This is a genomic window from Vreelandella aquamarina, assembly GCF_020075495.1.
In the GTDB taxonomy this organism is placed as follows: domain Bacteria; phylum Pseudomonadota; class Gammaproteobacteria; order Pseudomonadales; family Halomonadaceae; genus Vreelandella; species Vreelandella aquamarina_A.
Genome location: NZ_JABYQT010000001.1, coordinates 536,754 through 552,277, shown reverse-complemented (window position 1 = coordinate 552,277; position 15,524 = coordinate 536,754). Strand labels below are relative to the sequence as shown.

The following is a 15,524-nucleotide window of genomic DNA, read 5'->3' as shown; positions in this document are numbered from 1 at the left end:
TCCTTGAGCAACCGCATCAGTAGGGAGTAATTCTCGTTTTGGCGTTCGTCTTGGCGTTACCTGTGGTCATGCTGCAGCCGTGCCTTGGCCGGCTGCGTCGATTACGGCGAAAAGGCGTTCTAGTGAAGCCAGTACCAGAGGTGCAGCGTACTCCAGGCATAGATGCCAGCCATCACATCATCGATCATGATGCCAAAGCCACCGGCGACCCGCCGATCTGCCCAGCGGATGGGCCAGGGCTTGAAGACATCGAAGATGCGGAACACGATAAAGCCCCACAGTGCCGCTTCCCAGGAAAACGGTACCGCCGCCATGGTGATCCAGTAGCCCACGAATTCATCCCAGACGATGCCGGAGTGATCATGGACGCCCAGATCATGGGACGTCTTGTCGCACAGCCAGACGCCGATGACAAATGCCACCAGCACGATGCCCAGGTACCACCCTAGTGGTAAATCGGCCATCATCCAATAAAAAGGGATGGCGGCGAGCGTGCCGAATGTACCTGGCGCCCAGGGTACGGTGCCACTCCCTAGACCAAACGCGAAAAAATGCGTTGGGCGACGCCACACACTTGATGGTGCACGGTTCATGGCGTTCCCTCATTAAAATGCTGCCAGCCGGCGCGGCCGCCAACGGGTATGCCGTGTACACCAGGCTCCTCACGGCAATGGCCGATCACCGTCAATGCCAGCCCCAGCTCGCGTAGCTGCTGACGCGCCTTTTCGACGTTCTCCGGCGCCAGCGTCACCAGCAACTCGTAGTCATCTCCGCCGGAAAGGGCAGCCTGAAGCGCGGCTTCACGCCCCAGCGCTTCTTCGAGCCCTGATGCCAGCGGCAGCGCGTCCATGTCCAGCGCAGCACCAACGTTCGAGGCGTGGCGTAGGTGGCCAAGGTCTGCAAGCAGTCCATCTGAAATATCGATGGCCGAAGAAGCAAGATGCAAGAGCGCCTCACCCGCTGCCAGGCGCGGTTCGGGCAGCAGATAGCGGCGCAGCAGCGGATGCTCGAGGCTGCGCTCTCCCTTCTGCCAGAGCGCAAGCCCTCCGGCGCCGCCGCCGAGTTCTCCGGTCACGGCAATGACGTCACCGACATTGGCGCCACCACGGCGCAGGCTCAGGCCCTGGGGCGTCTCCCCCATGACAGTCACGCCAACGGTCAATGCCCCGGAGGTGACGTCGCCGCCGGCCAGGGTGGTGGCGTGACGCTCGCACAGGCCATGAAACCCCTGGCCAAACCCTTCCATCCACGCCTGGGTCGCGGCATCGTCTGCAAAGTGGCGCTGGTCAAATGTCAGCGCCATGAAACACCAGCGCGACGTTGCCCCCATGGCGGCCAGGTCGCTCAGCGCCACGGCCAGCGCGCGATGCCCCACCGCAAACGCCGGGGCATCACCGGGGAAGTGAACATCGACCACCGAGGTATCTACGCTGACCGCCAACTGATGACCCGCGCGAGGCACTAACAGGGCAGCGTCATCGCCATTGCCCAGTGCGATACCATCTGCCGCGTGTCGCGCAGGCGATGGCACCAGATAACGGCGAATCAAATCAAATTCGGCAAGCACAAAGGCCCCTTAAACACAGTATCAGCCAGTGCGCCGTTATAAACGGCGGGCGCTGACTTCGGCACTTCTCAAGCGGTTGGCCAGCTTGTCGAGGATGCCGTTTACGTATTTATGGCCGTCGGTAGCGCCAAACGACTTGGCAAGCTCGACACCTTCATTGATGACGACCCGGTAGGGGACTTCCATGCGCCGGGAAAGCTCGTAAGCCCCCAGGCGCAGAATGGCAAGCTCCACCGCGTCCAGGTCTTCCAGGCGGCGATCCAGCAGCGGGGATATTTCCCGGTCAAGCTCGGCCTTGAAGCGTGCGGTGTTGTGCAGCAGCTCATGAAAAAGCGCCTTGTCGGCAATTTCCATGATCTTCACCCAGTTCTCGTGATCTTCAAGATCATCATCGGCCACCTGGCTACGGAACTCGGCTTCGACGCTCGAGATCGACTTACCGGTCATCTGCCACTGGTAAAGCCCCTGCACCGCCAGCTCGCGGGCCGCATGACGGCTCTGCTGGGCGGCGGACGGCTTACGCTCACGGCGCTCACTCATTGGGAATCTCCTGCCGGTAACGCACGCAGCAGAGAAACCATTTCCATGGCGGCCATGGCAGCTTCGGTACCTTTATTGCCCGCCTTGGTGCCGGCGCGCTCGATCGCCTGCTCGATGGACTCGACGGTCAGTACGCCGTTGGCCACCGGAGTGTCGAACTCCAGCTGCAGGTGGTTTATGGCGGTGTTGCAGCCGCCCGCCACATATTCAAAATGCGGGGTGCCGCCGCGAATCACCGCGCCGAGGGCAATGACCGCATCCGGCTTCATCACGTTGAGCACGCGCTTGACGGCCAGCGGCAGTTCCCAGGCGCCCGGTACGTGAACGATATGAATGTTTTCGGCATCGACGCCATGACGCGTCAGGCTGTCGATCGCGCCTTCCACCAGGCTATCCACCACGTGATGGTTGAATCTGCCCACCACGATAACGTACCGACCATCGACGTCGACAAACGTACCTTCCACTTGAGAGAGGGATTGCATCTAATTATTCCTGCTGAGAATTTGGCTCATACGCCGTGTCATTGGGACCTACCAGCTCAATGACTTCGAGATCGAAGCCTGAAAGCGCTGAAAACTTCCACGGGGAGCTTAATAGCCGCATCTTGCCCACACCGAGATGGCGCAGGATCTGCGAGCCAGTACCAATCGTTAAATAGTTGCCCGTGCCGTCGAAATCGCTGGTGCGCGGCTGGCGCACGCGATCCAGAAACACGTCCAACTGGTCTTTCAAATCCTGGTGCGGACGCCCGTCATCAAGCAGCACCAGTACACCGGCAGGCGAGCTGGCGATTTCTTCCAGCGCCTGCTGGGCATTCCAGCGTCCCTGCTCACCCTTGTTCAGGCCGAGTACATCGCGCAGCGTGTCGGCCAGATGAACGCGCACGGTGGTTGCCTGTTCAGGAGTCGGCTGGCCCTTGACCAGCGCCATGTGGTGCGCCCCCTGAATGCGGTCGCGGAACACGTGCAGGGCAAGCTCGCCCTGAGAGGTCGATACCTGGGTGGTCTCCACATGGTCTACCGTCTGCTCGTTGACGATCCGGTAGTGGATCAGATCGGCAATGGTGCCGATCTTGATGTCATGCTCGCGGGCAAAGGCTTCAAGTTCCGGCCGGCGCGCCATGCTGCCATCATCGTTCATGATCTCGCAGATCACACCGCTGGGGTCACAGCCTGCCAGTGCCGCCAGGTCACAGGCGGCTTCGGTGTGCCCGGCCCGGCGCAGTACGCCACCGGGTTCGGCCATCAGCGGAAAGATATGTCCGGGCTGAACGATATCGGCCGGCTTGGCGTGCGGCGCGCAGGCGGCCTGAACGGTGCGCGCCCGGTCGGCGGCGGAAATGCCCGTCGTCACGCCCCGGGTCGCCTCGATCGAGAGCGTGAACTTGGTACCGAAGCCCGACCCATTGTCATGGACCATCAGCGGCAGATTGAGCTGCTCGCAGCGCTGGCGCGTCATCGGCATGCAGATAAGCCCGCGCGCAAAACGTGCCATGAAGTTGATATGCTCAGCGCCGACCTTCTCGGCCGCCATGATGATATCGCCTTCATTCTCGCGATCCTCGTCATCCATGAGAATCACCATCTTGCCCTGGCGGATATCGTCCACCAGCTCGGCAATAGAGGCCAGGCCCCCGGAGGAGGTGTGCGCCATGAAATCTCCCAAATATGTATTCACACGGTCGGTGAAATCGACGACCCTAATTTGACGCCCCGAATTTGACGACCCGAAATTGACGACAGAGTACCCTGCTATCGCTGCGTGCGCTAGTCAGGCTGCAGGGTGGCGATAATACGCCAGTCGCGGCCTACTGCACGCATGTCGTGAATCGCCAGACGCCGCTGGTCGGCCATCCGCGAAAGCCCAGGCAGTGCAAAGAGCGGCCTGGCCTCACCCCCCAGCAGGGTCGGCGCGACAAAAAGCTGCAGTTCGTCCACCAGGCGCGCATCCAGCAGGGCGCCCGCCAGGGTCGCACCGGTTTCCACCAGCAGTTCATTGACCTGCTCATGCTCGGCCAGCCAGCCAAGCAACTCCTCGAGCGGCAGGCGCCCGTCCGGGCCAGGCTCGAAGACCTGTATGTCGGCGCCGGCGGCGGTCAGTTTGGCGCGCTTTTCCGGTGAGTGATCCGGCGTGGTCATGACCAGCGTGCGACCGGGTTCGCGCAGGCAGGCAGCGGCAAGCGGCAGGCGCAGCCGAGTATCCAGAATCACCCGCAGCGGCTGGCGCAGCACGACGCTGTCCGCATTATCCAGCTGCAGCTGCTCGGCACGCAGGGTCAGGCGTGAATCGTCCATGATGATGGACTCGACGCCGCTCAGAATGGCGCTTGAGCGCGCCCGCAGGCGCTGAACGTGGCGGCGCGCCTCCGGGCCGGTTATCCACTGTGACTCGCCCGACCCCATGGCCGTGCGGCCATCCAGGCTCATGGCCATCTTGAGGCGCACGAAGGGCCGCTTGTGCTGCATGCGGGCGATGAACCCCGGGTTCAAGGCGCGCGCGTCCTGTTCCAGAAGCCCTACACTGACGTCGATTCCCGCTGCCCGAAGTATCTCGATGCCTCGACCGCTCACCCGGGGGTTCGGGTCCACCATGGCAACGACTACCCGCGCCACCTGGGCGTCCAGGAGCGCAACAGCGCAGGGGCCCGTTCGGCCAGTGTGCGAGCACGGCTCGAGGGTCACATAGGCGGTCGCGCCCTTGGCATGCTCACCGGCAGCGCTCAGCGCATGAATTTCGGCATGCGGCTCGCCAGCGCGCAAATGGTACCCCTCGCCCACTACTCGCTCCGGCTGTCCGGGGGGATGCTGGACGATCACGCAGCCAACCCGCGGATTGGGGTCGGTGGTATAAAGCCCTTGACGGGCAAGCATCAACGCCCGCGCCATATGGCGGTGATCCGCTTCGCTGAACGCGGCCTCACGACTCATGGGGCGGCTCCTTTTGCATGGCAGCCGACAGATGCGCAGGCTCCTGGGAGAGCCGGTCGATTTCGGCACGAAACTCATCCAGGTCCTGGAACTTGCGATATACCGAGGCAAACCGGATATAGGCCACCTGATCCAGATTTTTCAATGCCTGCATGACCGATTCACCGATATCGCGCGCGTTGATCTCGCGGTCGCCTCGGGCACGCAACGTCTGGCGAATCCGCTCGACGGCGGCTTCGATGGCCTCGGCGCTGACCGGGCGCTTCTCCAACGCCCGCACCATACCGTCACGCAGCTTGGCTTCGTTGAAACTTTCCCGTGAACCGTCGGACTTCACCACACGGGGCATCAAGAGTTCGGCGGTTTCATAGGTCGTGAAGCGCTCGTGGCAGCTGGCGCACTGGCGACGCCGACGCACCTGATCACCTTCCGCCACCAGTCGCGAATCGGTCACTCGTGTATCGTTCGCACCACAAAAAGGGCAATGCATAGCGGTCAACCCTGTTGTCAGCCCGTGCTGTAAGCTGCACGAATAAGCATGTTATAACCTGTTCTCACTCACTGTTTCCAAGCGCTTCAACTCACTTGCCAGACACACGTTCACATGCCTGAAGGGGGTTAAACGCGGTATTAACCCTGCATTGTAACGATTTGGCACACAAGCTGCATTTATTCGATGCACGTACCATGATGCACGCACCATGAAACGCGCAATACTGACGGCTGATGAGGAGACCTGCATGGCAACGTTCGAAAAGAAGGTTCATGGCTACCTGACCCATCTCTACGGCCCCAGGGCCGATGAGGTCATGCGCCGTTTGCAGCAGCATCTCGAGCATTTTCGCTCATCCACCCCGGCACCCGGCACATCTGCTGCCAGCACGCTCCAGGCACCCGCCTGGAGCGAACAGGACCAGTGGCTGATCTGCTATGGCGACTCCATCATCGATGCCGACACCCCGCCACTGGCCGTGCTCGATGATTTCCTCCAGACGCGCTTGCAGGATCGCATCAGTGGCGTTCACGTGCTGCCCTTCTTTCCCTGGAGCAGCGATGACGGCTTCTCGGTCATTCACTACCGCGAAGTCAACCCCGAGCTTGGCGACTGGCAGCATATCCAGGCGCTGGCCAGCCACTACGACGTGATGGCCGACCTGGTACTCAACCACGTCTCCCGCGAGTCGCTTTGGTTTGTCGACTATCTGAGCGGCAGCCAGCCAGGCCGTGACTACTTTATCGAAGTCGATCCGGAAACGGACGTTTCTGCCGTGACCCGCCCGCGCAGCAGTCCGCTGCTGGTGCCGGTATCCACGCGCCGGGGTACCCGCCATCTGTGGGCGACCTTTTCGGAAGACCAGCTCGACCTGAACTTTGAAAACCCGGACGTGCTGCTCGAGTTCGTGGGCATCTTGCTGTTCTATCTCGAACAGGGAGCGCGCATGATCCGCCTGGATGCCGTGGCATTCCTGTGGAAACGGCTGGGCACTTCCTGCATTCACCTGCCCGAAACCCACACCGTGGTACGTCTGCTGCGCGCCATCGTGGATCACGTGGCTCCGGGAACCCTGCTGGTGACCGAAACCAATGTGCCCCATGAGGAGAACCTCAGCTACTTCGGGCTCGAGCGGCTGCCAGACGGCCCGCCCGACGAAGCTCACATGGTCTATCAGTTCACCCTTCCACCGCTTTTACTGCACACCCTGACGCGGGGCGAGTCCAACACCATCCAAGCCTGGCTTTCGAGCCTGCCGGTACTGCCCAGGCACTGCACCTACCTGAACTTTACCGCGAGCCACGATGGCATCGGCGTACGTCCGCTGGAGGGGCTGCTGCCGGATCATGAACGCGACGCGCTGCTGGAGCTGATGCATCGCTTTGGCGGTTTCGTCAGCATGCGCAGCAACGCCGATGGCAGCGACACGCCCTACGAGATCAATATCACCTGGTTCGAGGCCATGCGCGGCACTCGCCGCGGGCCAGACCCGTGGCAGGTTGCCCGCTTTCTGTGCAGCCAGGCCATCATGCTGAGCCTGCAGGGCATCCCGGCACTCTATATCCATACGCTGACCAGTACGCTCAACGATGTGGAAGGCGTCGAGCGCAGCGGGCGGCTACGCTCGATCAACCGGCGGCGCTGGCAGCGCAGCGAGCTAGACCTGCTACTGGATAACACGGCCAACCCGACCCACTATATCTTTCACGCACTATGCCGACGGCTGGAGCAGCGCCGCCAGGAGCCCTGCTTTCACCCCAGTGCCGCGCAGCGCGTACTGGTCTCGCCGCCGCAGCTTCTGGCCATCGAGCGCGGCCCACTGGCCGACGGGCGCAGACTGCTTGCACTTTACAACGTGACCGACACTCCTCTGCCGTTAAGCGAGGCGGGCGAGGCCGTTACTCAAGCACTTGAGCAGCACCGCTGGCGCTCGCTCGACCCAGGCGACCCGAACGTGGATGAAACTCTTCCACCCTACGCGGCGCGCTGGCTGGTGGCCACGGAGTGACGCGATAGCCAAGAAAAGATCGACATAGAACGAGGCGCAACACGTCGACCAGCGCGGGAAGCAGGCATAGCCATGATTTCCGCGCTGATTGGCAGAAATTCCAGACACGCCAAAACACCCGAATGCATCAAGCAGCGGGCAACAGGATAAAACGCACGGATACTGCCGGCATCAACCGTCAGCCAAACTTGGCACTAGCCTTGAAAACAGAGGGAAAATAGAGAGATGGCTCCTCGAGCAGGACTCGAACCTGCGACCCAATGATTAACAGTCATTTGCTCTACCAACTGAGCTATCGAGGAATCATGCGCTACCTGAAACGGCTGACCGAGCAGGTAGTAAAAGTAGGTATAGCTTGGCTCCTCGAACAGGACTCGAACCTGTGACCCAATGATTAACAGTCATTTGCTCTACCAACTGAGCTATCGAGGAACAACCTTCAGCTATCGTGTTTCAAGCAGAGCCACCACGCGGCGTGTTGGCTCCTCGAGCAGGACTCGAACCTGCGACCCAATGATTAACAGTCATTTGCTCTACCAACTGAGCTATCGAGGAACTGCTCAAACACGGTGCGTAGTATACTCATAGAAACGCGCAGGTCAAGTATCGATTAAGGGCGAATGCTAGCCCCGGGTTTGTTGTGCCCGTATAATAGGCGTCATCCAAACGTGGTAATGCCCACGACCCGACACTTCATTCATCCCTCGTCCCCCGACGACCCATAGATGACAGGTACCGATGGCGAAGAAGCTCTTCATCAAAACGCACGGCTGCCAAATGAACGAGTACGACTCCTCCCGCATGGCGGATCTGCTCGGCGAATCTCACCAGCTTGAACTGACCGACAACGAGAAGGAGGCCGATGTCATCCTTCTCAACACCTGCTCGATTCGTGAAAAGGCCCAGGAGAAGGTATTCCACCAGCTGGGGCGCTGGAAAAAGCTCAAGGATGCCAATCCTGACCTCGTGATCGGCGTTGGCGGCTGCGTGGCGAGCCAGGAAGGCGAAGCGCTGCGCAAGCGTGCGCCGTTCGTCGACATGGTGTTCGGGCCGCAGACCCTGCACCGCGTACCTTCCATGCTGGATGCCAAGCGCAGCAACCAGATTGCAGCGGTCGACGTCACCTTTCCGGAAATCGAGAAGTTCGACCACCTGCCCCAGCCCACTTCCGATGGCGCGACCGCGTTCGTTTCCGTCATGGAAGGCTGCTCGAAGTACTGTACCTTCTGCGTGGTGCCCTACACCCGCGGTGAAGAGGTCTCGCGTCCGTTCGAGAAGGTGATGGACGAGGTCATGCACCTGGCCGACCAGGGTGTGCGCGAGATCAACCTGCTGGGCCAGAACGTCAACGCCTACCGCGGCGACAACGAAGATGGCGACGAGATCGACCTTGCCGAGCTGATTGCCTGTGTGGCCGCCGTGGACGGCATCGACCGCGTACGCTTTACCACCTCACACCCGGTCGAGTTTACCGACAGCCTGGTGGATGCCTACGCCGATATCCCGGAGCTGGTCAGCCACCTGCACCTGCCGGTGCAGTCAGGTTCTGATCGCATTCTGAGCGCCATGAAGCGTGGCCATACGGCAGAAGAGTACATCGAGAAGATGGAGCGCATCCGCGCCAACCGGCCGGACATCAGCTTCTCGTCTGACTTCATCATCGGCTTCCCCGGTGAAACCGAGGAGGATTTCGAAGCCACCATGGATCTGATCCACCGGATCGGCTTCGATCACTCGTTCAGCTTTGTCTACTCGGCGCGCCCCGGCACCCCGGCGGCGTCGCTGCCGGATGACACGCCAGAAAGCGTCAAGAAGCAGCGCCTGGCGATTCTTCAGGACCGTATTCTGCAGAACGTCGCGCAGATCAGCCGGCGCATGGTGGGCACCACCCAGCGCATTCTGGTCACCGGCTTCTCGCCCAAGGACCCCGGCCTGCTCTCAGGGCGTACCGAGAACAACCGGGTGGTTAACTTCCGTGCGTCCAATCCTACCGAGCTGATCGGCTACTTCGTGGATATCGACATCACGGAAGCCTTCCCCAACTCGCTGCGCGGTGAGCTGGCCTCTGCAGAGCGTTATTGAACGCTCTCTTATCCCAGGTAATTGCCCCGACCCCGTTCGGGGCAGTAAGCTGAGAGCTACATACATCAACTGACGGGTTTCCTACTCTTGAGCCAGCCATCATCTCAGGCCAATCGCATCATTACCCTAAGCCTTGAACCCAATGACCCGCAGCGTCTGGCGAGTCTTTGCGGCCAGCAGGACGAGCACTTGAAGTTGATTGAAAGCCGGCTGGATGTGACGTTGCGCAATCGCGGCAACATCTTCCAGCTTGCCGGGGCGGCCAACCGCATCAAGGCAGCGGCTAACGTACTCGAACACCTTTATCGGGAAACCGCGGCAAGCGAGCTTTCCGCCGATACCGTTCACCTGTTTCTTCAGGAATCCGGCCTTGAAGCGCTGGAAGAAGAAGAGGATGGCGAAGGCGGTAGCGGTGACGTGGTCATGCGCACGCCGCGCACCATGATCAAGCCCCGTGGCCTCAACCAGCAGCGCTACGTGACCAGCATTCGCGAACACGATATCAACTTCGGCATTGGCCCGGCGGGTACCGGCAAGACGTACCTGGCGGTGGCGGCGGCGGTCGAGGCGCTCAACCAGCAGGAAGTGCGCCGTATCCTTCTGGTGCGCCCGGCGGTGGAAGCCGGCGAGAAGCTTGGCTTTCTGCCCGGTGACCTGGCGCAGAAGATCGACCCCTACCTGCGCCCGTTGTACGACGCGCTGTATGAAATGATCGGCTTCGAGCAGGTGGCCAAGCTGATCGAGCGTCAGGTGATCGAGATTGCTCCGCTTGCCTACATGCGCGGGCGTACACTCAACAACTCCTACATCATTCTCGATGAGAGCCAGAACACCACGCCGGAGCAGATGAAGATGTTCCTGACCCGGATCGGCTTTGGTTCGACGGCGGTCATCACTGGCGACATCACCCAGGTCGATCTGCCGCGCGGGCAGCGTTCGGGCTTGTCCCAGGTGCTGGACGTTCTCAAGGATACACCCGGTATCGGGGTGACCCACTTTGCCGCCAAGGACGTGGTACGCCACCCTCTGGTACAGCGCATCATCGAAGCCTACGACGAGTTCGAGTCGCAGCAGGAAGTCGAAGAGCGCGCCCGCCGGGAAGCGCGCCAGCAAGAGCGTGAGGCGCGCATTCAATCCCAGATGCGCCAAGGAGACTCGTCGCGATGAGCGATATCGTGATTGATCGTCAGGCGGCGATCGATGAACCCACGCTTCCGACCCTTGAACAGCTCACCCACTGGGTGGGCTGCGTGTTTTCCCATCACCCGGACGATGAACGCGATGAGCTGACCATCCGCTTTGTCGATGAACAGGAAAGCCAGACGCTCAACCGCGACTATCGCGGCAAGGACAAGCCGACCAACGTGCTGTCGTTTCCGTTCGAAAGCCCGCCCGGCATCACGCTGCCGCTGCTGGGTGATCTGGTCATCTGCCACGCAGTAGTCGCACGGGAAGCCTGCGAGCAGCAAAAGCCTCTGGTCAACCACTATGCGCACATGGTGGTTCACGGCACGCTTCACCTGATGGGTTACGATCATATCGAAGAGCAGGAAGCCGAGGCCATGGAGCAGCTCGAACGTAGACTTCTGGCCGAGTTCGATATTCCTGATCCTTATCATATTTGAGCCAAAAGCCGTTACATTGACCCGGCGCGACTGGTATAACGCTTCGTGTCAGTGCTGAAATGTTGGCTAGTAAACGTTTGTTAGTAAAACGCTGGTTGGCAAACCGCCTGCCCTTGCACGTGAAGACACGTGCTTGCCCAGTAAACAAGAGATTTGACGCATGAGCGAAGACCGATCGAGCACCCCCAATCAAAAATCCTGGCTCGAGAAACTCTTTGGCGCCTTAACCGGTGACTCCGACGAACCCAGCTCGCGCGACGAGCTGATGACGTTCTTGCGCCATACGGCAGGCAAGTTGAAGCTCGATCAGGACGCCATCATGATCATCGAAGGGGCGCTTGAAATCAGCGACCAGCAGGTGCGCGAGGTACTCATACCACGCTCCCAGGTCTCGGCCATTGCTCTGGACCAGACCAGTGACGGCTATCTGCCGCTCATTCAGGAAACCGGCCACTCACGCTACCCGGTGATCGGCGAAAACCTGGATGACGTAAAAGGCATCCTGCTGGTCAAGGATCTGCTGCCGCTGCTCTCCCAGACCCAGGAGAGACGCGATGCGTTCAAGCTCGACGACGTGCTGCGTCCGGCCATGTTCATCCCGGAATCCAAGCGGCTCAACAGCCTGCTCAAGGAGTTCCGCGATACGCATAACCATATGGCAATCGTGGTGGATGAGTACGGCGGCACGGCCGGCATCATTACCATCGAAGACATTCTCGAGCAGATTGTCGGCGACATCGAAGACGAGCATGATACCGACGAAGAGGACGATATCCGCACGCTGGACAACGGCCACTTCGCCATACGTGCCCTCACCCCCATCGAAGACTTCAACGACCGCTTCGCAACCGAGTTCTCCGATGATGAATTCGACACCGTGGGAGGCCTGGTGATGCAGCAGTTTGGCCACCTGCCCGGCCGCGGTGAACATACCCGCTTTGGCGGCTGGCGCTTTGTGGTGCTCAATGCCGACAACCGGCGCATTCGCCTGCTGGAAGCCTACCGCGACAGCGATGCCGAAGGCGACGAGCCGGAAAGCGACTAGCCCAGACCTTGCCGACCACGACCTGCCGATAGGATATCGCCATGGCGCCGACGCCTGTTTTCCTGCTTCAACTGCTGCTGGCGCTCGTCGCGGGTGGCTTTACCACGCTTACCGCCTCCCCCTTCGAGCTGTGGTGGCTTGGCCCGGTGGCCATTGCCCTGCTGTATGTGGGCCTGCACACCCTGACCCCGGCCCAGGCGGCCCTCAAGGGCTGGCTTTACGGGCTGGCCCTGTTTGCCAGCGGTGCCTCCTGGGTGTATGTCTCGATTCATGACTACGGCTATACCGGCGTGCCGCTGGCGGTGTTCTTGACCGGGTTGTTCGTGGCCGTGCTGGCGCTTTTCTATGCCGGCACCTTCTGGCTCTACCGGCGTTTCTTCGGCGCGCGGCTTGCGCTCTTGAGCTTCGCTGGTGCGTGGGTGCTGGGCGAGGTGCTGCGTACCTACCTGTTTACCGGTTTCCCGTGGCTTCTGCTGGGCTCGGGCTACGTTGACTCGCCGCTTGCCAGCTGGGCGCCGGTTGGTGGCGTTTACCTGCTTTCGCTGCTGGTGGTGCTCAGCGGTACGCTGGCCGCTGAACTCATCATGCGCCGCCAGTGGTGGGCAGTGGCACCGCTCGCAGCCATCTGGCTTGTTCCGCTGGCTCTTCCCCAGCAGTGGACGACCCAGGCCACGACGTCCACTCGCGTGGCGCTTTTGCAGGGCAATCTACCTCAGCTGCTGAAATGGACCTCGGATGGCCAGCGCATCGCCGCCAACACTTACAGCCGCCTGACCGCCGAGGTTGCCGATGAGGCCGATATCATCATCTGGCCGGAAACCGCGCTGCCGATGATGGAAACTCAGGCTCGCCCGGTGCTCGAACGCGTACAGGCCAACCTGCCGCCCGGTGTGGCGCTGGTAACGGGAATCGTGCAGTTGGACGAGGCCAACCGCTATTACAACGGCGTGATCGGTGTGGGCAGTGTCGAAGGCAGCTACCAGAAAGAGCACCTGGTACCGTTTGGCGAGTACCTGCCGCTCGAGAGCGTGCTGCGCGGGGCCATCGACTTCTTCGACCTGCCCATGTCGAGCTTCACCAAGGGCGCTCATGAGCAGCCACCCATGCAGGCTGCAGGCATAAGCCTTGGCAATGCGATCTGCTACGAGATCATCTACCCGCAGCTGGTCGCACGCCGCGCCGAGCAGAGCGACGTTCTGCTCACCGTTTCCAACGACACCTGGTTTGGCGCCTCTCTTGGCCCTCATCAACATTTGCAGATGGCGCGGCTGAGGGCACTCGAAAATGGCCGCTATGTGATACGTGCCACCAGCAACGGCATCACCGCGATCATCGATGATCAGGGCCGCATCACCGCACAGGCGCCACAGTTTGAAACCACCTCGCTGGTGGGCGAGTTCTATGCCATGCAGGGTTCGACGCCGTTCACTCGCACTGGCAGCTGGCCTGCGTGGCTGCTGGCCGGACTCATGCTGCTGCCAGGGCTTGGCTTGACACGTTGTCGCGGCAAGTAGGCGACGCCGACCCGCAGCGCTATAATGCCTCATCCCATCCATTCAGGTGACATAGGGTAACGCCATGCTCAAATCACGCCCCTTCATCCTGCTTGTTATTCTGCCACTGGCACTGGTGCTGGTACTGGGCGTTGCCATCTTTGGCAGCCAGGCCTTGTCGGATAGCCACGTGGATAGCAATATTCAGCGCGCCCTGGCCCAGAAGCTCGACACGACCAGCGACATCGAACTTTCCCAGCTGCAGAAAGTGCAGTACGGCTACGGCATTTGCGGGCTCTACCGCACCGCGTCTTCGGAAAACGGCTACGCGTCGTTCTTCTACGATACCGATAGCGAGCACGTGGAACTGGATATCAACTCGCGCCTGTACAAATCGCGTTGCGGCCTCTCCTCGGTCTGCTGAGCCGCATCACAAGACGAAAAAAAGGGCAACGCCGTGGCGTTGCCCTTTTTGTTTACCGCTAATTGATCATTAACCCCAGCACTATCCGCCCTGCGATGCCAGGCGCTTGATATCCGCCTCGGCGTCCGATACCGGGTGGCTGTCGCGCACCAAAAACTGCGCCTGACCTTCACGATCAAAGGCGAAAACGGCGCTCGAGTGGGTCACCAGGTAGTCGCCGTCCTCGTTGGCTTCACCATACTCGTAGGCGATCCGGTAACGATTGGTGACCGCATCGATGTCTGCCTGATTGCCGGTCAGCCCGACGAATTCGGGGCCGAAGGCATCGGCATAGCGTTTCACTACCTCGGGCGTGTCGCGGCTCGGGTCCACGGAAATGAACAGCACCTGAATATTGTCCCGCGTTTCATCATCCAGTCTGCGTATGGTATCGCCAAGCCTTGCCAGCGTGATCGGACAGACGTCGGGGCAGAAGGTATAGCCGAAATAGACAAGCGTCGCTTTCCCCTGGTAATCCTCGCCGTGTACCGTCTCCCCCTCTCCATCGATCAGTGTGAAATCGAGCGGGGGCATGATGTCGTCAATATCGGTCGTGCGCCAGCTCTGATCGCTGCAGCCGGCCAACAATACCGAGGCAACCCCTGCGAGCAACAACTTATACATGAATCACTTCCTATCAGGTTACAGAGAAGCCGGAGAGACGACGGCAAACGTGACCGGCAGGCGCTGCTCATCGCTGAACTCGAGCACGACCTCCGCCTCATCGCCTTCGCTCAGCGCCTCGACGCGGCGCATGAACATCAGGTGGTGGCCCTTGGGGGCAAACTCGATACGCTCGCCAGGAGCAATCTCCAGCGACTCGATAGCATGCATGTGCGCCATGCCATCGTGCTCCGAGCTTACGTGCATCTCGACCCGCTCGAACGCCGGGCTTTCGGCCCCCACCAGCGTCACGGTCGACTCACCCGTGTTTTCCAGTTCGAAATAGCCCGCACCAGGAGTATTACCGGGCAGCAGGCTCAGCCGGGGGTTGCTCACCTCAAGGGTGCTTGCCTGGGCAACACCTGTACCCAGCATCAGGGCCAGAGCGCCGAGTGCGAGCCCCCGGCAGGCACGAGTGTTCAGCACGTCGAATACGTTACTCGCCATCATTCACTACTCCTCAAAGGAATTGCTGCCGCGCCGCCGGTGCCGTGTCAGACAACATGTCGCGCCTGGGCGCTGCGCTAGAATCCTGGCTACCATAGCCCGAACCCGGGCCTGGACAAACCAACTGCGACATTATGTCAATCGTGAAAAATCACAAAGCCCTGGCCA

Annotated in this window: 16 protein-coding genes and 3 tRNA genes; 7 read left to right on the top strand and 12 right to left on the bottom strand. The window is 60.7% G+C overall.

What is annotated here, in order from left to right:
* Positions 1-119: 119 nt before the first annotated feature.
* The 7 genes from HW452_RS02565 to nrdR all read right to left on the bottom strand — a co-directional run bounded on the left by HW452_RS02565 (position 120) and on the right by nrdR (position 5,527).
* On the bottom strand, positions 120-593 hold the full coding sequence (locus HW452_RS02565) for a phosphatidylglycerophosphatase A family protein (RefSeq protein ID WP_224104527.1): 474 nt from the start codon (positions 591-593) through the stop codon (positions 120-122).
* Positions 590-1,567, bottom strand: a complete 978-nt coding sequence (gene thiL / locus HW452_RS02560; RefSeq protein ID WP_224104526.1) for a thiamine-phosphate kinase — start codon at positions 1,565-1,567, stop codon at positions 590-592. Before thiL ends, HW452_RS02565 begins: the two co-directional genes overlap by 4 nt.
* 36 nt (positions 1,568-1,603) lie before the next feature.
* The gene (nusB, locus tag HW452_RS02555) at positions 1,604-2,107 is read right to left on the bottom strand and encodes a transcription antitermination factor NusB (RefSeq protein WP_224104525.1); all 504 of its coding nucleotides are present in this window, start codon (positions 2,105-2,107) and stop codon (positions 1,604-1,606) included.
* Positions 2,104-2,592, bottom strand: a complete 489-nt coding sequence (ribH, locus tag HW452_RS02550; RefSeq protein WP_224104524.1) for a 6,7-dimethyl-8-ribityllumazine synthase — start codon at positions 2,590-2,592, stop codon at positions 2,104-2,106. The genes nusB and ribH overlap by 4 nt, the downstream gene beginning before the upstream one ends.
* 4 nt (positions 2,593-2,596) lie before the next feature.
* Positions 2,597-3,763 carry a bifunctional 3,4-dihydroxy-2-butanone-4-phosphate synthase/GTP cyclohydrolase II gene (ribBA, locus tag HW452_RS02545; RefSeq protein WP_224104523.1) on the bottom strand — a complete coding sequence of 389 codons (1,167 nt, stop codon included), beginning with the start codon at positions 3,761-3,763 and terminating at the stop codon, positions 2,597-2,599.
* 113 nt (positions 3,764-3,876) lie between these two features.
* On the bottom strand, positions 3,877-5,037 hold the full coding sequence (gene ribD, locus HW452_RS02540) for a bifunctional diaminohydroxyphosphoribosylaminopyrimidine deaminase/5-amino-6-(5-phosphoribosylamino)uracil reductase RibD (RefSeq protein ID WP_224104522.1): 1,161 nt from the start codon (positions 5,035-5,037) through the stop codon (positions 3,877-3,879).
* On the bottom strand, positions 5,027-5,527 hold the full coding sequence (nrdR, locus tag HW452_RS02535; protein WP_224104521.1) for a transcriptional regulator NrdR: 501 nt from the start codon (positions 5,525-5,527) through the stop codon (positions 5,027-5,029). The genes ribD and nrdR overlap by 11 nt, the downstream gene beginning before the upstream one ends.
* Before the next feature lie 250 nt (positions 5,528-5,777).
* Between nrdR and HW452_RS02530 the strand changes: the two genes are divergently transcribed.
* A complete protein-coding gene (locus HW452_RS02530) occupies positions 5,778-7,538 on the top strand; it encodes a sugar phosphorylase (protein ID WP_224104520.1) in 1,761 nt (586 codons plus the stop codon).
* Between the two features lie 226 nt (positions 7,539-7,764).
* Here the strand turns inward: HW452_RS02530 and HW452_RS02525 are convergent.
* From HW452_RS02525 to HW452_RS02515, 3 genes are all read right to left on the bottom strand, one after another.
* Positions 7,765-7,840: transfer RNA gene (locus HW452_RS02525), tRNA-Asn, on the bottom strand.
* A 54-nt stretch (positions 7,841-7,894) separates the two neighbouring features.
* Positions 7,895-7,970 (bottom strand) — tRNA-Asn (locus HW452_RS02520).
* Between the two features lie 47 nt (positions 7,971-8,017).
* Positions 8,018-8,093, bottom strand: a tRNA-Asn gene (locus HW452_RS02515).
* A gap of 183 nt (positions 8,094-8,276) precedes the next feature.
* Here HW452_RS02515 and miaB point away from each other — a divergent pair.
* The 6 genes from miaB (at position 8,277) to HW452_RS02485 (ending at position 14,207) form a co-directional block, all read left to right on the top strand.
* The gene (gene miaB / locus HW452_RS02510) at positions 8,277-9,620 is read left to right on the top strand and encodes a tRNA (N6-isopentenyl adenosine(37)-C2)-methylthiotransferase MiaB (RefSeq protein ID WP_224104519.1); all 1,344 of its coding nucleotides are present in this window, start codon (positions 8,277-8,279) and stop codon (positions 9,618-9,620) included.
* Positions 9,621-9,707: 87 nt separating this feature from the next.
* A complete protein-coding gene (locus tag HW452_RS02505) occupies positions 9,708-10,787 on the top strand; it encodes a PhoH family protein (RefSeq protein WP_224104518.1) in 1,080 nt (359 codons plus the stop codon).
* Entirely contained in the window at positions 10,784-11,245 is a 462-nt protein-coding gene (ybeY, locus tag HW452_RS02500; RefSeq protein ID WP_224104517.1) for an rRNA maturation RNase YbeY, read from the top strand. The genes HW452_RS02505 and ybeY overlap by 4 nt, the downstream gene beginning before the upstream one ends.
* A gap of 160 nt (positions 11,246-11,405) precedes the next feature.
* Positions 11,406-12,290, top strand: coding sequence for an HlyC/CorC family transporter (locus HW452_RS02495; protein WP_224104516.1), 885 nt, complete (start codon positions 11,406-11,408; stop codon positions 12,288-12,290).
* 41 nt (positions 12,291-12,331) lie between these two features.
* A complete protein-coding gene (gene lnt, locus HW452_RS02490; RefSeq protein WP_224104515.1) occupies positions 12,332-13,804 on the top strand; it encodes an apolipoprotein N-acyltransferase in 1,473 nt (490 codons plus the stop codon).
* 64 nt (positions 13,805-13,868) lie between these two features.
* Entirely contained in the window at positions 13,869-14,207 is a 339-nt protein-coding gene (locus HW452_RS02485; protein WP_224104514.1) for a hypothetical protein, read from the top strand.
* Between the two features lie 81 nt (positions 14,208-14,288).
* Here HW452_RS02485 and HW452_RS02480 read toward each other — a convergent pair whose 3' ends face one another.
* Together HW452_RS02480 and HW452_RS02475 are read right to left on the bottom strand one after the other, a co-directional pair.
* Entirely contained in the window at positions 14,289-14,870 is a 582-nt protein-coding gene (locus HW452_RS02480; RefSeq protein ID WP_224104513.1) for an SCO family protein, read from the bottom strand.
* 18 nt (positions 14,871-14,888) lie between these two features.
* Positions 14,889-15,359: a copper chaperone PCu(A)C gene (locus HW452_RS02475; RefSeq protein WP_224104512.1), complete on the bottom strand. Its 471-nt coding sequence runs from the start codon at positions 15,357-15,359 to the stop codon at positions 14,889-14,891.
* Positions 15,360-15,524 lie beyond the last annotated feature (165 nt).